Below are 23,403 nucleotides of genomic sequence, written 5' to 3'. Positions count from 1 at the left end.
TACTGTTCCCCCTTAAAACCAATTTGTGACATCAAAGCTACCCTTCGGTGCACATGTAATTTTATTTGGATTTTTGTTTAAAAAAGATGCCCAAAATCCAAAGGTACTATTAGTAGAAATGTTATGCTTACACATTGACATCAATTGCATATCTATGTAGCTATCTTTTCCACTATTCCAATTAACAAAAGTTATTTCATCTTTTTTATCTAATCCTAGTGTTTTCAAATTATGTAACACCCATTCTGGATCATCAGAAAATATGTAGAAATGTGCATTTGCAACATTTTGTTTTACATATCCAACACTTCTTTTAAAGTATCCAAATTTAAAACAATCTGCATTATATTTATAACAATCAGATTTCCTAACATGAATACTTACTGAATCACTGTTTTGTATCTCAGATGCTACAGATATATTCTTTTCACCACATAACTTTGGGAATGAAAAAGCTTCCAATAATTCCTTTCTAATTGATTGAATTCCAGAGTTTGGTCTAATTATTTCAAAAAGATCGAAAAAGAATTCTTGTTTTTCATCTGAAAATGCTTCACATGTAGTGTATGAATTCATGTTATTTTTCCCAGAAATATTCCATGCTATATTTCTTAACAAATATCCCCATACCGTATTCCTATGTTCAACATAAAACTCTTTTAGTTTTGATCTTCTACATGTGACATTTCTAACATTATCTAAACCTATTAAATTGTTATTGTATAATATTTCAGATATAACGTTTTGAGAAGCAGCCCATCCTATTTCCCAGAATTTCGAAGCCAAAATTTTATTAATTACGCTACTGTACTCTTCCTCTAATTCATCTTTCACATCATTTACTTTTATTCCAAACACTTTTTCAAGTTCATAGCCATTCCACATTTTCATATGCTTTTCTATTCCAGGTACATCAAATAGAAAAGTTTCAAGGCACACTTTTTCTTGTGGATATTTTTTTTGTAAAGCAAGATATTGCGCATAGTAACACATCTGGTTACCCAAGCCGCATTCACAATGCACGATTTTCATATTAATCCTCCTCCCACCAAACTCTATCTATTTTTAAGATATTTAGCCGGATTTCCGGCCCACACTTCATTATCTGGTACATCCTTGGTTACAACAGAACCTGCCCCTATAATTGCGTTTTTTCCAATATGAACTCCCTTTAAAACAATCGATCCCGCTCCTACAAAGGCATTTTCTCCTACAATTACTTCCTTGGCTGGTACAACTTCAGGCACATCTTCTCGATTTTCACGATATAAATCATGAAAATCGTTGTCATAAATTTTTACGCCTGCTCCTAATCTTGCACCCTTTTTTATATGAATCTTATCCCTTGCATTTAATGTAGCATTTGAAATTCCTACATTATCTTCAATAATTATCGTTCCACTTTTACTTGTGTGCAAAATTGTTTTTGGAAAGAACCCTAACTGGCTTGAATCTATGTTCGAATTAATCATAACGTCTCTCCCCAATCTTACGTTTCCATAACTATTGATAAATACTTTTCCTCGAATCTTAGGGAATGATTGATATTGTATTCTCCAAAATTTGAAAGGAATATAATTTCTTAATACTCCTAGTATTTCTTTTCCTAAGATTAAAATATTATATACTTTTCTTTTAATATCCATTCTATATTTCCTATTTAAAATTGTTTGGTTGAAACGTAATCACTAACCTGTGTAATCGTAATTTTATTTGGATTAGGATTTAAAAAACTGCCCCACCATCCAAAGGAACTTTTAGTTGCAATATTATGTTTACAATTTGCCATAATCTGCATATCTCTAAAGCTACTATCGCCACTATTGATACCTACAAAATAAACTTTATCGTTCCTTGAAAGTCCAATTTCTGAAATATTGTTTTCACACCATTTCAAATCATCAGAGAAAATAAAAAACACAGGAGCTACAACCTTTGTCTTGATATAAGAAATGCACTTCGGAAAATATCCAAATTTGTAGCAATCCTCATTAAATTGCAGATAATCCGACCTACGAATGTGTATCGATACCGATTCTGTTGTCTGGACTAGCTGCAAATATTTCAAATTGTCTTCGTCCTTTGGGGTATTGAACTGTAATCCAGCTCTCACTTTATCCCCGACTTTATCTTGAAGAAACTTACTTTTCATAAAATCCAATGTGATATTATAAAAATAGTTTCCTTCTTTTCTTTCATATAAATGCTCGCCACAATCTTTGCTCACTTTTTTATACAAAGCGTATGCAACTCTTTTTCCTTTGTATATGAAAGCCGAGTCTGTTGATTCTGTAATAATACTTTTTACAAAATTCTTTATTTTAGATTTAATTCCAGAAGACGATTCACCTATTTCACCAAAGGCATTTTTTAAGTCGAGATTATATTTTTTCATCATCTCAATAAATGCTTCTGTATAATTCCAATTGTGCTTCCAGAACTCACTTTTTCTCAAATATTCTATTTGCTCTGCCACCTGCTCCTCTGAGAAGAGACTTCTAATGTCCGGAATTTTCACTCCAAAAACTTTCTCAAGTTCATAGCCGTTCCACATAGATATTGTGGCATGTGCTTCTTTGACATCATATAAATATGTATCAATATAAAACTCATCATTTGGATTGCTTTCCTTGACTGCCACATACACTGCATAGCATGCCATCTGATTTCCCAGTCCGCCTTCAACGTGTATTACTTTTATCGCCACGCTATTATCTCCTTGCTTTTATTTCAAGGCACCCTTGCCCTGATATCTAGTCCCCATCTTTTTACACTCATAAATTTTCGCATCTACTAAATACCGGTACCAGTATGCCTGAAGGAATGCATATATTTTTCCTTCCTTGCCATCCAAAAAGCCTAGTTTTATATAGTATCGATATAGATAATATAAATGCGATCTAAAACCTATCGGCAATTTATAATACACATTCATTTTGAACCAAGACTTTGCATCTAGTTCACTCTTGGCTTTTGCATTTTCCAGATTTTCAAAATAATCTACTGTCTCACGAGACGAATACCAATTATGCTTATTGACGAAGTATTCAAGATTTTTGAAATCAAAATGCAGGCAATCATTTTTCATTTCGATTACTTTTCCAGAACTTAATACGATGTGCTCATCCATATTTCGATCTTCTATTTCGCCGAACTTTGTTTTATAGCAGTTCATTTTCTTCCAGGGATAAACACCACCGTGATACAAATCTTTCCCTAAAAAATTCTTTTTAAACCTCAAAACAATTCCAGTAACATCGGTTTTCATGTTACTATCACAAAGCTGTGCCAACTCATTTGCTGAATCCGGGGTTAACCGTTCGTCTGCATCAATTCTTAATGTCCACACAGTTTCAGCCTTAGCAACTTCCACACCATATATATACTGTTTGGCATAGTTTTCAAATGGATGCTGGTAAACTTCTGCTCCCATTCTCTTTGCTATTTCAACTGTTTTATCCGTGCTGAAACTATCTATTACTACAATTCTTTTAACTGTCGCAATAATAGATTTAATGCACTCCTCTATATTAACTTCTTCATTTTTTGTAAGTATTATCGCTGTAATATCTGCAGCCATTTCTATTAAATTCCTTTCTTATCGTTCTGCTTTTTCCAAGAACTTATCTACATTCATCACCAGATGGCCTAATTGCTCCAATTCAGAATCGTTAAAATTCCACCACTGAATCTTCTCCAGTTTTTCAATTGTTTCATCCGCAAAACGTTTTCTTAATAAATCTAGCTGGATTTCCTGCCCAGATTTCATACGGACCAACATTTTTAGTAACAACGCTTCCTCCGCCAATCACAGCTCCATCACCGATTGTTAAACCAGATAATATCGTAGCTCGTTCTCCAATCCAGACATCATTACCAACACAAGTTTTTGTTTTCCATTCAAATGGATTTTCTGCATAACAAACACCTGTAGCATTATCCTTAAGGTGAAAACACGGCGACGTTGTTACCCAATCAATCGGATGCTTTGCCCCCCCCCCACATAAGCTTCACGGGCAATAGAACAAAAACTTCCAATCTCACTGTCATATACAGCGGCCATTGTTCCAATATAAGTACATTTTCCTATATTTGAACGTTCTAGTTTCGCAAGAGGTTTAATTGCTGTTGTGGTGTTATAAGTAACATCATGTAGTACCGCAAATGGACTAATTCTCGTTCCACGGCGTTGAAGAAATGATTTTATTAACTTTACTATCTTTCCCATTTTTACCTCACAGCTTCAGAATTTCTTCTGCGTACTTTCTCACCGACACATTTCTGGTCAGGTTCTTTTCCAGATTCTCGCGACCTCTGGCTCCCATTGCCTTCAACTCGCTATTTCCAGCGTTATCAATGAACCAGCGGATGTTTTTCTCAACCTTGTCATACTCACCCGGCTCACAGCAAAGACCGCCATGTGTATCTTCAATCAAGCAGCGAACTTCAGAGCCTGACTCCAAGACCCCTAAAATGGGCTTCGAAGCGGCCATTATTCCGTATGCCTTCGATGGACAGCTCACGCCTTTGATGCCTTTTGCGTTCACACACCAGTGAACATCCCCGGCATTTAGGCTATAAATCAGGTCAGCCTTATCCTGGTACGGAATGAAAGTCACATTGTCCATGTGATGCTCTTTTACATAGTTCTTCAGCTTGTCTAGCACGGAGCCTGCACCAACAAATGCGAATACGACCTCTCGGCCATCGGCAGTCTTAATTCCCGGTTTGATTCTCTCCACAACCTTGATCAGATTCTCAAGGTCATAGTAAAGACCGATATTGCCAGAGTACATAATGACAAACTTGCCATCGAGACCGTATTTCTTCTTAAAAGCCTGAACCTTCTCGTTATTCTCATCCAACGGATAGATTTCGTTTTCATCAATCCAGTTGTTGATCATAACGGTTTTCGGGACTTTCTTACCCTTGAAGCGATTTTCTACCGTTTCCACCAAATCGCGACCGACTGTAATTACAAGGTCACTGCGCTTGCAGCTGAACTTGTCGAACCACATCATGGCATCAGTGATAATCTTGCTCTTGGTATAGCCAACAGCCAACACCTGCTCCGGGTTAAAGTCTTGAATGTTGTAAATGTACTTGGCGTGTTTCATCCATTTCCCCCAGACGCCCAGCAAACCGCCGAGAATCGGAGGCTGGGAGATGGAAAACACATAGTCCATCTTGCCGACTTTGAAAGTCGCACCCATCGCTCCAAAGAAATAGGAGACAATGTTCTTCACACGGCTTTTCTTATTGGTCTTGCTAAACTCCGGTACTCTTATCCTTAAAACTTTTACGCCGTTAATATCTTCTTCGTAATGTTTCTGCGTCTTATATTTATCTTCGATAGTTCCTAAGTAACTCGGTACCACGCAGATGACTGTTATGTCGAACTTATCCAGCATACCCTCCGCCAATTCACGGAGGATCTGCCCCGTTGACGCAGTATCTGGAATATAGTAATGAGCATAAATCAGAAGTTTTTTCTTATTTGACATTCCGCTATATTCCTCTCACAAGTTTTTATATCTAACCGCCGATGCAGAACACCGGCGGGCTTTATCTATTTAGAACAGTGTGTTTATCATCCATGCCGGATGAGCTATCGCACTGTAGTTATCATTTTTCTCACAGTGGTCATCTTCCGCAGTCATATTGCAGTCCACTTTTCCGACCATCACTGAATCTTTTATGTAGACCTGTCATGGGCTACTCACTTATTTCGCTTCAACTGAAACTTTATGGTAGACACCTTCATACCAGCTCACCAACAAAGTGTTAGGTCTTATTGTCATAACCCGCAGTCGAACTTCTCCCTTTTTCAAAGTGCTGACCTTTATTGTCATAACCCGTACACCAACTCACTTTGTTAAAACTGTACAAGTTCATATCTTCCTCTTGTTGCAACATGAACAATCATCTACCCCTCACTGCCTCTAATTCTCCAGAAAAATGCAGTTATCATGTCCATCTCTCGTCTGCAATAAACTTTTCCAGAAAAATAGATTTTGGGCTTTTCAACACTTTCAACATCCACCTCTAATTCTTCAGAAAAATGAAGGTGTCATGTCACTACCTTGCTCTGCAATAAAACAGGCTCGCAGTAGGGGGATTTTGCATGAGTTTTATACGCCACCGTAGACCATCATGCCGCCACTGAAAGTTTGAGGTAGACATTCGTAGGAGCCGCTATAACAACAAAGTCCGCATCAGAGTATGCAACCTTTGCATCCAGAGTTGCGGTCAGGTTCAGTTCTTTTTCTGCGAGATATTTTTCGATATAGTCATCCTGAATTGGGGACTTACGGTTGTTGATCATGTCCACCTTCTCCGGGATAATATCCACAGCAGTCACCTGATGGTGCTGGGAAAGCAATGTGGCAATCGACAAACCAACATAACCAGTTCCAGCAACAGCAATCTTGTAGTTCTTTTTCATAATTCTATATCCTCCTGAAATTCATCTTACTTATATGGAATCCTTACATCGACCCTTCCTTTTTCAAAACACTCATAACCGTCTTAAACAAAATCTTAAAATCCAACCCCACATCCCAATTCGCAATATACTCCGTATCCAGCTTCACCACTTCCTCGAAATCTGTAATCTCGCTTCGGCCGCTTACCTGCCACATGCCGGTGATTCCGGGTTTGATGGCGAGACGGGCGCGGTGGTGCAGTTCGTATTTTTCCCATTCGTCGAGTGTGGGCGGGCGGGTGCCTACCAGGGACATGTCGCCTTTCAGGACATTGAAGAACTGGGGGAATTCATCCAGGCTGGTTTTGCGGATGAAGTCGCCGATTCCGGTTTTCTTTTCGCCGTTGGGCAGGATCTTGTTGCCGATGACACGGGGATCGAAGTCCATCTTGAACATCATGCCGTCGCTGACGCGGTTTTCTTTCATCAGTTCTTTTTTTCGTTCTTCGGCATCCATGTACATGCTTCGGAATTTGTACATTTTGAATTTCTTACCGTTTTTGCCTACTCGCTCCTGAGAGAAAAAGATCGGGCCAGGGGAGCTGATGTAAATGGCAGGTCCTACGAACAGAACAATAATTCCTGTAAAAATGCATCCCACCAGACCGCCGCAGATATCCAGGACACGTTTCATAAATACCTGTTTGGTAGTGGCATAATTCATGCTTGTGGTGAGAACTGTGTAGTTTCCCACTTTCTCCACCAGCTGTTTGCTGCCCAGAGATTCTGAGATCCGGGCAAGGTTTAAGTGAACGGTGACACCGGTTTCCATGAACTGATCTATGAGTTTCTGGGGATAGGGATATTCCGGACTTACATTGACAAATACTTCGTCGATCCATTCCCTGCATACATAGTTGGCTGCTGTCTTTTCCCCTGCTACTACCGGGATGCCGCAGATATTTTCCCCTGTCATATCTTCATCTATGATGACTAGGCCGGCTATGCTGAACATCTCGAAATTATGTTCCTTAATGTTCCTGATCACTGTAGAGGCAATGTCTTTCGTCGTTACGATCAGCAGGGATCTGCTGCCTCCTGCCAGCATCTTTTTCTGCAGAAATGTTTTCCATAAAATGCGCACCAGATAAGTGATGATTCCGTAGAAAACTCCTGTGAGATATAACACAGATCTGGAGAACTGCTGCCCTGCCTGTATGGTAAACAGGTACAAAACTGCGATCAGTTCTACCAGCACCACATGCTTCACTGTGACTGCCAGCTCCCGGTAATATCCTCTTTTCAATACATTCTTTAATGTTTCAAAGAAAAAAAGCACTGCAATGTCAGCCAGTTCGATCGCCACCGCCATGTTTCTGTACAGAGGAATTCCATACGGGTTTCCTGCACCATTGCGGATGAAATATGCGATCAGGTAGGCAAACTGCAATGCAAACAGATCAAACAGAACGAAATCGTAATGCTTGATCCAGCCTTGTGAGCCTTTTCGATACATATTCTTTTTCCTTCTCCTTCTTTTTTGATATATTTTGGAACCATAAAAAGGAAGTCCCCTGTTTCAGGCACTACAGCAGAAAACAGAGATCTTCCTTATCTCAGGTTATTTTTCAATATTTTATTTTCAGTTATGAGGTTATGGAATTTATGTAAGAGTTATCCCTTCTTCGAGACAATCTCCAGACCGACTTTCATCTCCACCGTCCGGCCGAACATCTCTACTTCCAAATATGCCATTCTCTTATGCCGGTCGATCTTGCAGATACTGCCCTCCATGCCTTTCAGGGGGCCTGAGAGAACCTGTACTCTGTCATTTTCGATGATTCCGGAAGACATTTCCACAAGCTGGCTGTCACTTCCCATTCTCAGCAGAAGGTCGATTTCCTCCTGGGACAAAGGGACAATCTCGTCTCCTGTGCCTATGAGTCTGGTCAGGCCGATCACCTGCTTCAGATTGTCGATCAGTATTTCCAGATTTCGGGCAATTAAAAAGACATACCCAGGAAAGAGGATTCTCTCCTGAATATGCCATTCGCCTCGAAATCGTTTCTTTTGTTGGTAGTAAGGGATAAAGCAGCGCTCCAGAACGTCACTGCTGATGATCCGCTGACACTGACAGCGGATATTTTCCTCGGTGCCTGTCCGCACCTGCATAACATACCACATAGGATCTTTTTACCTCCATTTATGGTATGCTTCGCCATTTCGCCATGTTTCATGCGAATTTATAGTTTTAGAATATGTCCATCCATACCCTTAAACGCGGCAAAGCGACGATTTAAAGACAATAGATTTACTTACTTAGATTTCCTGTCTATTCTGTTACAGTATATATAATCCGACAGAAATTTGCAATAGATTTGAAATAATTCATCAAAATTATATAAGATTGATGAGGGAAATACAATTTTTTTGTATTATTTTTCATCTGGATCCGTTCTGTACGCTTCCAGTTTTCCCAGACTGGATGCCTTTGCCAGAAGTTCTTCCAGCTTTTTATTGCCTGTTCCGATGGTCACTCCGGCGTTAATGACCTTTTCACAGGAATCTGCCAGCTCCATCACCTCTGCCAAAGCCTGGCTGCTCACCGGTTCGAAAGGTTTCTCTGTTACCGTGCGTACTGCCAGAAGCCGTGCAAGCTGATAGTCGATGTCATTGGTATAAAGGATCCCTGCTGCGAAGGGAATGTTCTTTTTCTGAAGTTCCCTGTAGACCGGAATTCCTGTTCCACCAGAGGATATCACCAGAACCCGTGGCTTGCCTTCCGGTCTGGGAAGTTCCAGGCTTCCGAATACAGGGTCGAAATATCCGTTGTCGATCCCGTAGAGATCACGGATGACGTCTTCTTTGAAAATGGTCTCCGGCTTTCCATAATGTGCAATGCGATCTCCCTTCACGCAAATAATCTTGTCTGCCACTTTCTCTGCCAGATCGATCTCATGAAGGGACATGATCACAGTGATGCCTTTTCTCTTCGCCATATCCCTGAGTATGGAAAGCAGTTCCAGTTTATAACGTACATCCAGGAATGAGGTCGGCTCATCCAGAATAATGATCTCCGGTTCCTGGCAGATGGCACGGGCCAGAAGAACTCTCTGTCGCTGTCCGTCACTGATGGCATTGAAATCCCTGTCTCCCAATTCCTGGGCATGGACAGCTTCCATGGCTTCATCTACTTTCTGCTCGTCTTCCCTGCTTAAGATTCCCAGCTTTCCGGTATAGGGATAACGTCCGGTAGCTACAATATCATGGCAGGTCATAAGCTCCGGTTTCATACGTTCGGTAAGAACCACCGCCATTTTCGTAGAAAGATCACGGAAAGACAGTTTGGTCAGGTTTTCTTCTGCAATAGTCACATTTCCGGAAATGATCTTTAACTGGCGGGTGATACTTTTCAGGATGGTGGATTTCCCTGCGCCGTTTGGGCCGATCAGGGTTACGATCTCTCCTTTTTCAATGCCGATGCAGATATCATGGATCAGTGCTTTGCCATTATAGCCTACCGCCAGATTGTCCATATTTATATATTGTTCTGCCATATCACTGTTTTCCTTTCTGACGTTTCAGCATCATCGCGATCACCACCGGTGCACCGAAGATGGAAGTCACTGTACTGATATTCAGTTCCAGCGGTGCGAAAGCGGTACGTGCGATCAGGTCACTGAGCATACAGAATACTGCTCCCCCAAGGAAAGTTCCAGGTATGACTACCAGCGGCCTGGAAGTGTTCAGCGCCTGCTTTACCAGGTGAGGCACTGCGATTCCCACGAAGGAGATCGGTCCTGCAAATGCTGTGACAGTCGCAGAAAGAATACTGGACAGCAGGATCAGTGTCACACGGAATACTTTGATATTTACACCCATGCTCTGTGCATAGGCTTCTCCCAGCTGATATGCTCCGATAGGTTTGGAAAGCAAAAAGGTCAAAATCACTGCTACAGCGATGATCACGGATGCAACTCTTACATTGCTCCAGCTCATACCGGAGAAACTTCCCTGTGACCATCCGTGAAGATTGATAATATCTGAATCCTCCGCGAAAGTGATCACAAAATCCGTGATCGCAGAACAGATATATCCGATCATCGTACCTGCGATCAGCAGAGTGGCCATATGTTTGATCCGTCTGGATACCAGGAGAATAAATCCTGTAGCGATAAGGGATCCGATAAAAGCAGCGATTACCAGTGTATAGGAAGAAACTTTGTTAAATTTCTCCAGGAAGTAGATCATCGCCAGGGCTACTACCATCTTCGCACCAGATGAAATACCCAGCAGATAAGGACCTGCAATAGGATTTTCGAAAAATGTCTGCAACAGAAATCCTGAGAGGGAAAGTGCCCCTCCCAGGATCGCTGCCATGAGCAGACGTGGCATTCGGATCTTCCAGATAATATTATATTCTGTCTGTGCACCATCCCGCAGGAAAATAATCCTCAGAATACGTGAAACCGGAATATTCGTAGTACCTGTATTAATGTTCAGCACCAGGATGGCAAAAAGTGCTGCTGCCAGTGCCGCAAAAACTGCTGCATAACGTGAACGCCTCCGGAAATTCTCCATATGGAAGGTTCCGGTGCTTCCACCTGTTTGTTGTTTCGTCATAATTTCTCCTGTACTTAGTCGATTTTTGTCATAAAGGTCATCTGGCTTTCATCTCCGCCAGTCAGCATAAGATGCAGGTCTGTGATCATATTTCCTACAATATCTGTAGCCTGATAGAGATATTTGCCCGCACACCATACATTTCCTTCTTTGACAGCCTTGAAGTCTGCGAAAAGTTCGCTCTTCTGCAGCAGCTCATCTACACTGTTGATAGGGTCATCGATAGTTCCGTTATACACCAGATAATCTGCATCAATAGCCTGGGTGTAGAATTCTTCCATTGTCATAGGAATGGAGGAACGTTTCAGTTCTTCATCCGAACTTACCTTGGTCGGAACATAACGTCCACCTGCGATCTCGATCATCTTCGGTACATAATCATCTGGTTTTCTCACTACTACAGAACCGTCAGAACTCATATAGAAAAAGGCAACTGTTTTCTCTGTATTCTTGAAATCCTTCAGCTGTGTAATGATCTTCGCCTGTTCGTCAAAGAACTTCTGCGCTTCCTCTCTCTTATCTACCATCTCTGCATAAACCTTGATCCATTCCGTTCTTCCGAGAGGATGTGTTTCATAACTGGAACGGTCTGTAAATACAGGGATTCCCATCTGTTCGATCATATCCTGCACCTTTGGAGTGTGGAGGATCATGGTTGATTCAATCGCCAGGTTACATTCAGAATTTACCAGAAGTTCATAATCCGGTTCACTGTACTTTCCTGCGAATACGATATCTCCGTTTTCCATCGCCTGTTTGGCTGTGTCTACATACCAGCCGGATTCCTGAAGAGAGGAAAATTTAATGTGATCCAGGGCATCCAGAGCGGAAAACAGCGCCATGGAGGAAGTAGCTGCCAGGTAAATCTTGTCCAGCGGTTTCTGCAGGACTACAATGTTTTCATCCAATCCCTCCGGAGCAGTCTTTCCTTCCGGAACCAGAAGGAACTGTCCGCTGCCCGGTACATCGATCAATGTATAATCATCATTGTAATAATAAATATGGAAACATTCTGCAAACTGATTTTCCATTTCTGACTGAAATTCCAGTCCCTCGATCTTCGGAGCAGAGGATTCATCTTCTGCTTTTACACTGTATGTATAGCCGAAAATTGCTGCCAGAAACATACAAGCTGCCAGAAGAGGGATAAACAGCATATGTAATTTTTTTTCTCTCATGATTTTCTCCTTGTATTATTCTTTGTCATGTGCTTTTACTGCGGATTCATAGAGCTTGGCTGCTTCTTTTTCGCATCCGAAAAGTGCGCCGTATACTTTGCTCCATTCATATTTCGCAAGGGTGTCTTCTTCATCTTTTGAGCGGTCAATGATCACCGGGATCTTAAGGATCGCAAATTTACCTGCCAGCTCTGTCATAGCTGTCTCATCAGAATCTGCTGAAGTCTGATCAGTTTTCTCCTCCTTTAAAATATCGGACGGGATCACTGCCAGATTGCACTTTGCTTTCAGCAGAGACTTCAGATCCACTTTATCATAAGTTCCGGCAGAAATGATTTCTCCCTTTTCCAGTGATTTCTTGATATTATCTACTTTGCAGTCATCTTTGGCCGCAGAAACAGCTGCTACATTTTTATCTGCACTGATCTTATCGATCATTTCCAGTGCTATGTCGGATGCTATATAGGATTTATCCACCGGAAGCTGGACTACGATAATGGACTTGTCGATTCCTGCAGGGATCTGATCCTTTTTGTCCTCTGGTACCAGGAGATACTGGATTGTATCATTCTTATACAGTTTCGCATAATCCTGTTCTGTGGCAGAGCTTCCTTCCTCTCCCTCTTCAGAACCGGAACCACTGGAAGTTTTCACAGTGTCCGCTGCTGTCTCTGTCTGAGTTTCTGTCTCTGCTGCAGTATCCGCTGTGCTGTCTGTACCTGCTTTCTTGTCTGCATTCTCTTTCACAGTAATTTCCAGGACCGTCATATCATTATTATAATAATGAAGTTTAAACAATTTAGAATGCTCCAGTTTCAGAGAACTCTGGTATTCCAGACCTGTGATCTTCGGTGCATTCTCATCCATGTATACAGTACCTGCATCTGTTTCGGCTTCTTCCCCTTTTTCTACTTTCTTGGAACTGTCTGTGCCAGCTGCTGATTTTGCACTGACAGAAGAAGTACTGCCGCTGCCTGAGCTGCTGTCCGGAATATCCATACCGAAATAGAGAGTATATTCGATCTCATATGGTTTGGACATGGCTGTGGTGCAGCCTACTACTTTATTGTTGGCATTTAACTGTACAGGGATCTTGAAGGTTGTGTAATCACTTCCCTGTTCTACCGGATCATACTGATTTCCGCTTGCCTTCAGATAAATCCATTTACTGCTGCTGAATGTAACATATGCCCATGCCTGTCCGCTTTCTACACTGATCTTGTCACAGGTAATATTCAGACCATGAGTTCCTGTTCCACCTTCCCATGAGAAAGAGAAATCTCCGGAACCGTATTCGCCGTCCTTTAATCCTCCTGCTGAAGAATCTACCTGGCTGGTCTGGCCGTCTGTCTTCGAGGAATAATTATTGTTTCCACCTGAGGTATTACCGCCAGTGCTGCCTCCGCCTCCGGAATTGCTTCCACCACCTGTTCCGCTTTCACCGCCTGAAGACGGAGTTGGAGTCGGACTTGGCGTCGGTGTCTTAGCTGGAGTCCGGGTTGGAGTCGGGGTAGGGGTTGCACTTCCTGAATTTCCGGTATCTGCCGTAAATTTCAGAGTATGATCATACCACATCTTATCTTTCTCACCGGCTTCATAATAACGGTGGGAACGTGCTGCCAATTTAATGTCTTTATTCAAACCTGACAGCGGTACTTCATAGGTATACTGGCCATTTTTATTCACTTTATATGGGATCAGTTTACTGTCACTTGCTTTCAGGGCTGCTTTCTTTGTTCCCAAAAACAGCTTGTCATAGCCTGTGCCGCTTAATGTGATCGTAGCTGTGATCTTTCCCTTTTTGACTTTGATCTTACAGTCAATGATCTTAAACATAGTGGCCGTACCGGATATATGCTCTACAGATCCTGTATAAGTTCCGTCTTTCGGTACAGTAGTGGACGGCGTCTGAGTAGGCTTCGGGGTAGGAGTCGCTGTTGGCTTGGGCGTTGGAGTTGGCGTTTTTACAGGTACCGGGGTAGCTGTTGGACCCGGCATCGGTGTAATGGAAGGATTTACAAAACCTTCCTTGGTAATATGTATGGTATAAGTGATATCATGGGGTTCTTCCATGGCAATAGTGGTGCCAGTGATATCCATATCCGTATTTACCTTCACAGGAATCTCGAAGTAAGATCCGCCTTCATTGCTGGTCGACTGATATTCTACACCGCCTACGATCAGACGGATAAATTTGGTGCTGCTGAATTTAATGGTTGCATAAAGCATTCCATCCCGTACGATAATATTCTCGCAGGTGATCTTCGTCTTTCCTGTTCCTCCTGTAAAGGAGAAATCATCTGCCTGATAGGTTCCATCTGTCATCGCCTGGAAAGCTGCTGATACCAGAGGTCCTGCTGGATCTTCAGATTCTTCTGTATTCTGAGTTTCTTCTGCATCTTCAGAGTCTTCCTCCAGGCCGTCAATCCTGTAAAAATCTTCATCTGCCTCATCACTGTCTTCTTCCAGACCATCGATCTTCCACATGGAATCCTCCTGGGAATCACCGTGTGATGGGGAAAGTGTTCCGTTTTCATCATCTACGGTACTGCTGTCTGCTTCATCATCTGAGGAAGTATCTTCTGTGTCTGCTGTGTCCTCTGCATCCTGCGCGTCGTTGTCCGCTGTATTCTCTATATCATCGCCTACATCATCCCCTGTTTCCTGCTCTGCCTCTTCAGGAAGCTGCAGATAAAGATCTTCTGCATCATACCATTCGCCGGTGTCTGTGCTGCATGGAACATAGGCTGCCTTTTTTCCCAGATCTGCAGGATCAATGTAGAAACGGTAATGATAATTTCCTTCTTCATCCTGCACGCCTTCGATCACCGGATCCTTTTCCTCATCTGTACGGCTGCCGATATAAAGTTTATTGTATTCTGTGTTTGCTGATACAACATCGATCAGAATAGAATCTCCATCCCAGACTGCCGTTTTTGACAGGATCTGCAGGAATTCTTCATTCAGCTGTATCTCCTGTTCTGTATCTTCTGTGCTTTCTGTCTGTGTAGTTTCCTCTGTACTTTGTTCTTCTTCCTGTACCTGTCTGTCATTTTCTCCGTGCACCTCGGTTTCTGCCGCGGATACTGGATACGGAACTGTGGGCGCTGCGGTCATTGTCACTGCGAGCAGAGTGGCAAGAAATTTTTTCGCCTGCATACTTTTTCTCTCCTTTTTTATAATTAAGATTACAATATAGGACTGTACTTTCTCAAAAGTATACTTTCTCACAAAAAAGCCTACTCCCTTTTAGATGAGTAGACTTTATTCGCACAAATAAAACATCTCTTTCCTGACGGCCGGATGTTTCGTTTTTGTGAATTTCTGCTTTCATCGGAAGCGATTCACTGATCCTTCAGCAGGTTTCCTGACTTACAAATTAACTGCCTGACCATGCCTTCTCACATCTTATGCAATGGCTGTTATGGTCATCTCTTATGCTTACAGTGACCGGATCGTTCAGGACTTACACCTGATTCCCTTTTGCCCAGAAATACTGGCACTGAAGTTCCTATATTTCTTTACATTATAGCAAATATCACTGTACTGTGCAAGCATTCCACTATAATCTCTTCACAATAAACATAGTGCAGAATGGTTTTCATGATCCACATATATTTGGCATATTCATGCCAAAACGCCTCGCGGGATAGTGGTGTGTGAACAGTTACCAGTATACAGCATATATACTATTATTTTCTTATATTTTGTTGTTTTTTAACAATTTTAGTGCTATCATGAGAATTGGATTGTATGAATTTCTGCGGAACAGTCCCATCCACAGACACATGCGGAAACGTGTCTGAATATATCAATAGGCAAGGAGAATATATATGAAGCAAAGAAGAAAAATCCTGCTTGCACTGCTGCTCAGCGCATCAGTCGCAGCTACACCAATTGCTTCTGCAGTTCCGGCTTTTGCGGAGAATCCGGACTTTACAGCAAGCGCAGAATTTACAGATACACCGGAAGAGGAAACTTCTGCCGAAACAGAGGCTTCTGCTTCAGAAGATTTTGATTCAGCCACTACGGATACAGACGTATTCAGCGCAGGTGAGGTAGAATACACCGCTGAAGAAAATGTTTCTGACCAGGCTGATGCAGAATCCCGCACTCATTCCATCAATGTTACCGTAGGTGGCAAAACCACTGGTATCTATGCTTTTAAAAACGTAGTTGTTACCCAGCAGGATGATGGAACTTATCTGGTTCGTATGCAGAGCACTTCGGATGTAAGAGATTACATCGCTTTCGCAGATGACAATGAGGAGACCAGCCGCGAGGCAGTATATAATCATGAAGTCGACTGGTATCAGGCTACAACCATCACCAAGGACGACGGCACCAAAGAACTCTGGTATACAGTTCCAGTGAAATCTCTTACTGATACACTCTATGTGGCATACAGCAGTGAGAAGAATCTGACTGACCCGTGGAAAAAGCCACCGAAACAATGGGACAGAAAGATCTATGCACTTCAGTTTGATACCACTTCTATGGCAGATACCACAGAACCCGACGCTGTAGCTTCTGATATTCATGTAGTTCCGGCCACTGTTATTAAAGCCCAGCTGACACCTACCAACAACACAGGAATGTTCAAAGTTACTTCTGCACTTTACAGAAAAGATGAAACAGGTACAACTCTGACCATCACTTTAAGCGGAAAGGGTTACCATTATCTGTACAAGGGAACTTATGAAGAAGCCGTTGCCAACGGAAACAATCAGGAGAACTGGATCAAAGGTGAAGAAGTTAATGGTGTATGGACATTTACCATTCCTGTTTCAGATGGTGAAACCTACCTTCCTCTGGTAGCTATTTCCAATAAATATCTCACCAAATTTGAGAACGGTGAATCAACTCTGGAAAGAGCTTTCTATCCTCGTCAGGCAGTCATTGATACAGAAGCCAAGACTCTGGTTACCGGCGATTATGATTATACCAGAGAGCTGACAGTATCAAACAGTGTTAAAATGTTTAGGCTGAATGCTGCTACCCTGGAAACCATTGGTGGACCAAACTCCAACGGATATGAAGAAGTGCTTCATCTGACCATGGGCAGTACCAGCTTTGATAAAGTTTTCATCGGTTCCGCTGAAGATGCAGCAAAGGCTGATACTACAACCCCTATCACTGATACCAAGGCAGATCTTGTAGTAAGAGAAGGCTCCGGGGACGGTGATGGATTCAAATCTGATAACCTTGAAAAAGATGTTGTCATTTCTTTCCACTCTGTAAGAAATGACTCCTGGTATGAACGTATCTTCAATATCAGTAAAACAAACAGCACTCTTACCGTCACACCAGTATCGGTTCCTGCTACAGAGATCACTCTGGACACAGACAGCCAGACACTGGATGCAGGCACAACATTTAAATTGACAGCTACTGTTACTCCTGCTGATACCACTGATGCCGTAACATGGTCTTCCAGTGACGAAACTGTAGCTACAGTATCCGAAGATGGTACTGTAACAGGTATCAAAGAAGGTACAGCTGTGATCACTGCTACTGCCGGCAATGTGAAAGCCGAATGTACTGTTACTGTTAAGGTTCCTGCTACAGAGATCACTCTGAATACAGTTAAGAAAAATCTTAAACCAGGTAAATCCTTTACACTGAAAGCAACCGTTGCACCATCAGATACCACTGATGCTGTAGAATGGTCTTCCAGCAACGCAAAAGTTGCCAAAGTATCCGAAAATGGTACTGTAACAGCTGTTAAAGAAGGTACAGCAGTAATCACTGCAAAGGCTGGCAATGTAGAAGCCACATGTACCGTTACTGTTAAGAAAGCAGTTGTAAAAGTAACAAAAGTTGCTGTTTCAGCTACTCCTTCCCGCAATGTAGCAGCAGGCAAGAAAGTACAGCTGAAAGCCACTGTAACTCCTTCCAAGGCTACCAACAAGGCTGTAACATGGAAGTCCAGCAATACCAAATATGCTACTGTTGACTCCAAGGGTCTTGTAACCTTCAAAAAGAACGCAGGAGGCAAAACTGTAACTATCACTGCTACTGCCAAAGACGGAAGCAAGAAGTACGGAAAAGTAACTCTTACCTGCATGAAGGGTTCTGTAAAGAGCATCAAACTTTCCGGAACTACTACCATCAAAGCCGGCAAGAGCACAACATTAAAAGCTAAAGTTTCCACTCAGAACGGAAAAGCAAACACCAAACTTACCTGGACATCCAGCAATACAAAGATTGCCACTGTTAATTCCAAGGGTAAAGTAACAGCTGTCAAAGGTAAAAAAGGCACTGTAAAAATCACAGCCAAAGCTACTGACGGTTCCAAGAAAACTGCAACCATTACCATCAAAGTAAAATAAGCAGTATAACCTAAAACAACCTGCCGGAAAACCGGCAGGTTGTTTTTATTATACTGCTTTATTATTTCGCATCTTTCTTCTCTGCTTCCTTCAGAGTGGAAGAATCAAAGTTTAAGGTATAGTCAATTGCATGAGGCTGACTCATAGCTGTAGTATCTGCTGTTACTTCCATCTCTGTATCGAACTCTGCAATCGGAATTTCAAATGTGGAATTGCCGTCTTTATTTACAGGTAAATACTTCTCATCATTGACCAGCATATAGTCATAATATGGGCTGCTCCATACGATGGTTGCAGTAGCTTCATCTCCTTTGATCTCAATAGCTGCCGGAGAGTCTACAGTTGCTCTGCCTGTTCCACCTGTAAGTGTTACTTCTGCAGTATAACTTCCGTCCTCTACCCCAAGATCTGCGATTTTTTTGCCTTCTGTTTTTTCTGTATCTTTCTCTGCATCATCGGAAACCTCTGTGTCTTCTTCCTTCACAGGATTCTTAACGCTTACTTTATGATCATACCATTTGCCCTTTGTTCCGATCAGTGCTACCTGAAATTCCTCATCAATGGCAGGTACCGGAATATCAAAGCCATATACCTCTTCAGACATCCCATCGCTGTATGTCACTTTGTCAGAAGTTGGTTCCAATAATTCTGCGCCCTCTTTCTGTGCATCTTCAGCAGTTCCTGCAAAAAGATTTACAATTTTTTTGGATGCCAGTGATACATGGATTGTCATTTTTCCATCCTTTACAGTCAGGGTTCCTTTACCATCCATAGCTTCGTTTACATGGAACATACTGCTGTCTGTATCAAACTCAGCTGTATAGACGCCATCTTCGAGAGTCTGGGATTTCGCTGCATCTTCTGATTTTGCTTCTCCATCCTCAGCTTCTTCTGTGGTCTCCTCTGTCGTTGTTTCCTCTGTGTCATCTGTTTTCGCCATAACAGGAGTTGTACTTACAAGCGCTGCAGACAGTGCAAGCATTGACATCATCATGGCAACGGAACGTTTTTTCATAATAGATTCTCCTTTTTTCTGAAAATATATCTGCCCGGAGACTTATAAAAGTATCCGGGCAGTCTGAAATTCTGATTAACTGAAAAATTATTCAGCGTCTGTTGTTTCTTCTGCAGCATCATCTGTTGCAGTATCATCAGCTGCAGCATCATCTGTAGATTCTGCCTCTGCATCGTCTGTTGTCTCTTCATCAGATGTTCCAATGGAATCGATAGCTGCCTGTGTATGTTCTACATAGAGATCTTCTACTGCTTCGATTCTTCCAAGTCCTTCGATCTGGCATTCAACACTGTCAAATGCTCCAGATGCTTCGAACTGGCTCTTCCAGGAATCATCATCATCGCCTGCCATATCGTTGTTAGCGTGGTCACCGGCAACAACCATCAGAGGACGAAGGATTACATTCTTGAATCCTGCATCTTTTACTTTCGCGATAACCTCTTCGCAGGCTGTATCTTCCGGCTTACCTTCTACAGTACCAATGAAAGCGTTTGTAAGTCCAAGGTCTTCCATCTGTGTCTGCATCTGATCATATGTTACGTTAGCTGTATGAGATGTACCATGTCCCATGAATACAAATGCTGTACCAGCATCTGCTGCTGCTTTCATATCATCGAATCCAGCTTCCTTGCATGCAGTATCTGTAATTGCCTGTGCAACTGCTTTCTTGTCATCGTTGATAACAGTAGCGTCATCGCCAACTTCACCAAGCATCGGCTCTGCGATTGCTATAGATTCAAATTTATCTTTGTATCCGTTAACAGCATCTACCATCTCATCATATTCAGCACCATGCATCAGATGTGTAGGCTGTACAACCAGGTTCTTGACACCGTTATCTACTGCACGGTCAAGTGCCTGCTGCATATTATCGATTACTTCATCATCTCTTGCTTCTACATGATTAATGATGATCTGTGCTGTAAATGCACGTCTTACAGACCAATCCGGAAATGCTTCTGCAAGTTTGTCTTCGATTCCTTTGATATCCTCTGCACGGCTGTCATTGAAGGATGTACCGAAGCTTACTACAAGAAGTTCGTTCTCACCGATCTCATCCTGATTACGTGGATCATCTTTGGAAGCATCACCTGTATCACGTCCAAAATATTCAGGGCTTGCTTCTTCACCTTCAACCAGTTCCTTCTGAGCATCTGTCAGTTTATCCCATGCTTCTTTTGCAGCCTTGCAGTCCTCGTCAGTTGTATCATTTCTTTCCTGAACATAGATCTTGTCGATCAGGGCTGCTACTTCGTCTGCTGCTTTCTGGTCATCATCAGAAGCTTCTTCTGTGTCTGCTGCGTCAGCGTCATCTGCTGTATCTTCTGCATCTGTATCTTCTGCAGCTGCATCATCGGTTGTATCAGCATCGTCTGCTGATTCCTCTGTAGCTGTATCATCAGAAGCGTAAGCTACTGCACCTGTTGCTGCTGTCATGGAACAGGTCATGGACACTGCCAGTAATAAAGCTAACATGGATTTTCTTTTCATTTCTTTTTCCTCTTTTAATCTATATTTCCGGACTAATGTATGCAAAAAAGCAGCCACATCTTCTGCGACTGCTATTTTCCCATATAATACACGGTATCACCTGAATGTGATTTTAAAAGAGCTATGTATCGGTATGAGAATATAGGTACTGTAAACCGCAGACCTGAAATTCCACATTAAGGCAGTTCTCCTGACTTCGTTCATCGCTACATTCCCTTCCCGGTTTCCCAGTGGTTTCTGAATATAGCTCCCATACACAGTGACGGTATCGTTCCGGATTCACACCGGATTCTCTTTTGTGCATCAATATTACAATGCGACCTTAACGTTATAACCATTGCACATATTCAATTCGGATATTATCTTTTTATCACAAAAATGGTCATATGTCAAGTCTGTATGCAGTTACCTTTTTTACCTTCTTGCAAGTTCTTTTACAATTTCATCCCAGGTGACACCTTTTTCAGCCATCAGTACCATCATATGATAAAGGAAATCTGAAATCTCATATTTCACTTCTTCTTTGTCCGGATTTTTCGCTGCAATGACGATCTCCGTACATTCTTCTCCTACTTTCTTCAGGATCTTGTCCAGTCCTTTGTCGAAAAGGTAATTGGTATAAGAACCCTCTTTCGGATTCTCTTTTCTGTCCATGATCACATCGTAGACATCCTGGAATACACGCAGAGGATTGGTATCATCATATTCTTTTTTTACCAGAGTCTTGAAGAAACAGGTGCGGTTTCCTGTATGGCAGGCTGCACCGATCTGGGATACCCTGGCCAGAATCGTGTCATTGTCGCAGTCCAGGGTCAGGGATTTCACATACTGCAGATGACCGGAGGTAAGTCCTTTGGTCCACAGTTCATTGCGGCTTCTGCTCCAGTAGGTCATCTTGCCGCTTTTTAAAGTAGTTTCAAATGCTTCTTCATTCATATATGCCAGCATCAGAACTTCATCCGTCTTATAATCCTGTACGATCACCGGAACCATTCCGTCGCTGTTCAGTTTGAAATCAGACCAGGCAATACTGCTCTCGAAGGTCTGTACCGGTATTCCCTGTTCTCTCAGAAGTGCCTTAAATTCCACCAGCGCAGTATCCGGATTGCTGACATATGCGCCGCTTAAACCGCCTACAGCACCTGTCTGCAACAGTTTTACGAGTTCTGCCTCCTTGCTCTCATCTGTGTGAAGAACGATGGGTATGGAAGACAGCTGTGCAATGGAATCCTGTACTGTGTCCAGTGCCAGAACGCCCTGGGCACAAGTTTCGATCAGTTCTTTATGTGCTGCAAATTCTTCTGCTGCTGAAATGCTGACCATCATTTTCTCTTTTCCGAAGCGCAGGGAAACTTCTTCCAGCAGATCAATATTGCTCTGTTTGGAGAAGTTCAGCACAACTTTCCCACAGCCTGCATAGATCAGTTTCTTTACATCTTCTGCCCGTTTGATATTACCGGCTCCGATCACCGGGATCTCGGAGGCATAACAGATATCCCTGATCCTGCCAATCGCAGCATCATGCTCCCGGTCTCCCACAGAAAAGTCAAATACCAGAAGTTCATCTGCCCCGTTATCACTGTAAAAACGTGCCAGCTTCTCCACATCACCGTCGCCAAAGAGATTTCTCTGTCCGAATCCTGTCACTGCTTTTTCAGACTGAAGATACAGACAGGGAATCATTAATTTTTTCATAGGTATGTTTCTCCTTCTTTATATATCAGATATCTGTTGTATCTGATGCAGACTCATGCCAGACTTCCCTTGGTGGAAAGCACATCCGTGATCCTCGGGTCAAAAGATGTGGCTGCATCCAGCGCCTTGGCGAAGCTTTTGAACATAGCTTCTGCCATATGATGATTGTTACCGCCGCTTAACACTTTTATATGAAGATTCATTCCGCAGGAATAGGAAACTGCATAGAAAAATTCTTTCACCATCTCTGCGGACATATCTCCGATCCTGTCTGTGGTAAATTCTGCATCCCAGACAAAATATGGTCTTCCTGACAGGTCAATGGCACATAACACCAGGCATTCATCCATAGGAAGAATGCAGCTTCCGTATCTTTTGATACCTTTTTTATCTCCGATGGCTTCTTTCAGGGCTGTTCCCAGAACAATTCCCGTATCTTCGATAGTGTGATGATCATCCACCTTCAGATCCCCGTGTACTCTCACACTGAGGTCGAAGAGTCCATGTCTGGTAAATCCATCCAGCATGTGGTTAAAAAATCCCACACCCGTCTCGATATCTGAATATCCGGTTCCATCCAGATTGATCTTTAATTTGATCTCTGTTTCTTTTGTATTTCTTTCCACTGATGCTTCTCTGGCCATG

Annotated in this window: 21 protein-coding genes and 2 riboswitches; of the genes, 2 read left to right on the top strand and 19 right to left on the bottom strand. The window is 42.4% G+C overall.

Annotated elements, in window-relative coordinates:
• Nucleotides 1-12: 12 nt before the first annotated feature.
• From R8695_RS07165 to R8695_RS07110, 13 genes are all read right to left on the bottom strand, one after another.
• Complete coding sequence (locus R8695_RS07165) at nt 13-1,032, bottom strand: alpha-1,2-fucosyltransferase (RefSeq protein ID WP_154779960.1); 1,020 nt, start codon at nt 1,030-1,032, stop codon at nt 13-15.
• A gap of 23 nt (nt 1,033-1,055) precedes the next feature.
• Complete coding sequence (locus R8695_RS07160) at nt 1,056-1,646, bottom strand: acyltransferase (RefSeq protein WP_154779961.1); 591 nt, start codon at nt 1,644-1,646, stop codon at nt 1,056-1,058.
• Nucleotides 1,647-1,660: 14 nt separating this feature from the next.
• Complete coding sequence (locus tag R8695_RS07155) at nt 1,661-2,707, bottom strand: alpha-1,2-fucosyltransferase (RefSeq protein WP_154779962.1); 1,047 nt, start codon at nt 2,705-2,707, stop codon at nt 1,661-1,663.
• 18 nt (nt 2,708-2,725) lie between these two features.
• A complete protein-coding gene (locus R8695_RS07150; RefSeq protein ID WP_154779963.1) occupies nt 2,726-3,580 on the bottom strand; it encodes a glycosyltransferase family 2 protein in 855 nt (284 codons plus the stop codon).
• Nucleotides 3,581-3,598: 18 nt separating this feature from the next.
• A complete protein-coding gene (locus R8695_RS17870; protein WP_416387473.1) occupies nt 3,599-3,808 on the bottom strand; it encodes a hypothetical protein in 210 nt (69 codons plus the stop codon).
• The gene (locus tag R8695_RS07145) at nt 3,714-3,980 is read right to left on the bottom strand and encodes a DapH/DapD/GlmU-related protein (RefSeq protein ID WP_416387474.1); all 267 of its coding nucleotides are present in this window, start codon (nt 3,978-3,980) and stop codon (nt 3,714-3,716) included. Before R8695_RS07145 ends, R8695_RS17870 begins: the two co-directional genes overlap by 95 nt.
• Entirely contained in the window at nt 3,968-4,228 is a 261-nt protein-coding gene (locus tag R8695_RS07140) for an LbetaH domain-containing protein (RefSeq protein ID WP_317676249.1), read from the bottom strand. Before R8695_RS07140 ends, R8695_RS07145 begins: the two co-directional genes overlap by 13 nt.
• 7 nt (nt 4,229-4,235) lie before the next feature.
• A complete protein-coding gene (locus tag R8695_RS07135; protein WP_154779965.1) occupies nt 4,236-5,504 on the bottom strand; it encodes a glycosyltransferase family 4 protein in 1,269 nt (422 codons plus the stop codon).
• A 647-nt stretch (nt 5,505-6,151) separates the two neighbouring features.
• Complete coding sequence (locus R8695_RS07130) at nt 6,152-6,445, bottom strand: 3-hydroxyacyl-CoA dehydrogenase NAD-binding domain-containing protein (protein WP_154779966.1); 294 nt, start codon at nt 6,443-6,445, stop codon at nt 6,152-6,154.
• 43 nt (nt 6,446-6,488) lie between these two features.
• The gene (locus tag R8695_RS07125; protein ID WP_154779967.1) at nt 6,489-7,940 is read right to left on the bottom strand and encodes a sugar transferase; all 1,452 of its coding nucleotides are present in this window, start codon (nt 7,938-7,940) and stop codon (nt 6,489-6,491) included.
• A 158-nt stretch (nt 7,941-8,098) separates the two neighbouring features.
• On the bottom strand, nt 8,099-8,608 hold the full coding sequence (gene loaP, locus R8695_RS07120) for an antiterminator LoaP (protein ID WP_154779968.1): 510 nt from the start codon (nt 8,606-8,608) through the stop codon (nt 8,099-8,101).
• A gap of 251 nt (nt 8,609-8,859) precedes the next feature.
• Nucleotides 8,860-9,981, bottom strand: a complete 1,122-nt coding sequence (locus tag R8695_RS07115) for an ABC transporter ATP-binding protein (RefSeq protein WP_154779969.1) — start codon at nt 9,979-9,981, stop codon at nt 8,860-8,862.
• Nucleotide 9,982: 1 nt separating this feature from the next.
• Nucleotides 9,983-11,005, bottom strand: coding sequence for a FecCD family ABC transporter permease (locus R8695_RS07110; protein ID WP_195978285.1), 1,023 nt, complete (start codon nt 11,003-11,005; stop codon nt 9,983-9,985).
• On the opposite strand from R8695_RS07110, the gene R8695_RS17865 reads away from it, so the two are divergent.
• The gene (locus R8695_RS17865) at nt 10,969-11,049 is read left to right on the top strand and encodes a hypothetical protein (protein WP_416385738.1); all 81 of its coding nucleotides are present in this window, start codon (nt 10,969-10,971) and stop codon (nt 11,047-11,049) included. The genes R8695_RS07110 and R8695_RS17865 overlap by 37 nt on opposite strands.
• 12 nt (nt 11,050-11,061) lie before the next feature.
• Here the strand turns inward: R8695_RS17865 and R8695_RS07105 are convergent, their stop codons facing one another.
• Nucleotides 11,062-12,225, bottom strand: a complete 1,164-nt coding sequence (locus R8695_RS07105) for an ABC transporter substrate-binding protein (protein ID WP_118508978.1) — start codon at nt 12,223-12,225, stop codon at nt 11,062-11,064.
• 15 nt (nt 12,226-12,240) lie between these two features.
• The gene (locus tag R8695_RS07100; RefSeq protein ID WP_154779971.1) at nt 12,241-15,384 is read right to left on the bottom strand and encodes a TroA family protein; all 3,144 of its coding nucleotides are present in this window, start codon (nt 15,382-15,384) and stop codon (nt 12,241-12,243) included.
• Nucleotides 15,385-15,565: 181 nt separating this feature from the next.
• Nucleotides 15,566-15,747: riboswitch (cobalamin riboswitch) on the bottom strand.
• A gap of 311 nt (nt 15,748-16,058) precedes the next feature.
• On the opposite strand from R8695_RS07100, the gene R8695_RS07095 reads away from it, so the two are divergent.
• Nucleotides 16,059-18,557: an Ig-like domain-containing protein gene (locus R8695_RS07095; RefSeq protein ID WP_154779972.1), complete on the top strand. Its 2,499-nt coding sequence runs from the start codon at nt 16,059-16,061 to the stop codon at nt 18,555-18,557.
• A 61-nt stretch (nt 18,558-18,618) separates the two neighbouring features.
• Here R8695_RS07095 and R8695_RS07090 read toward each other — a convergent pair whose 3' ends face one another.
• The 4 genes from R8695_RS07090 to hisB all read right to left on the bottom strand — a co-directional run bounded on the left by R8695_RS07090 (nt 18,619) and on the right by hisB (nt 23,402).
• Entirely contained in the window at nt 18,619-19,572 is a 954-nt protein-coding gene (locus R8695_RS07090) for a hypothetical protein (RefSeq protein ID WP_118508980.1), read from the bottom strand.
• Between the two features lie 87 nt (nt 19,573-19,659).
• A complete protein-coding gene (locus tag R8695_RS07085; RefSeq protein ID WP_118508981.1) occupies nt 19,660-21,063 on the bottom strand; it encodes a sirohydrochlorin cobaltochelatase in 1,404 nt (467 codons plus the stop codon).
• A gap of 163 nt (nt 21,064-21,226) precedes the next feature.
• A riboswitch (cobalamin riboswitch) is annotated at nt 21,227-21,403 on the bottom strand.
• Nucleotides 21,404-21,477: 74 nt separating this feature from the next.
• On the bottom strand, nt 21,478-22,758 hold the full coding sequence (hisIE, locus tag R8695_RS07080; RefSeq protein ID WP_154779973.1) for a bifunctional phosphoribosyl-AMP cyclohydrolase/phosphoribosyl-ATP diphosphatase HisIE: 1,281 nt from the start codon (nt 22,756-22,758) through the stop codon (nt 21,478-21,480).
• 53 nt (nt 22,759-22,811) lie between these two features.
• Nucleotides 22,812-23,402 carry an imidazoleglycerol-phosphate dehydratase HisB gene (hisB, locus tag R8695_RS07075; RefSeq protein ID WP_118508983.1) on the bottom strand — a complete coding sequence of 197 codons (591 nt, stop codon included), beginning with the start codon at nt 23,400-23,402 and terminating at the stop codon, nt 22,812-22,814.
• Nucleotide 23,403: the final 1 nt, after the last annotated feature.

The sequence above is a fragment of the Blautia luti genome, from assembly GCF_033096465.1.
Lineage (GTDB): Bacteria > Bacillota > Clostridia > Lachnospirales > Lachnospiraceae > Blautia_A > Blautia_A luti.
The sequence above is the reverse complement of the archived record's forward strand: the minus strand, read 5'-3'. Positions and strand labels throughout refer to the sequence as shown.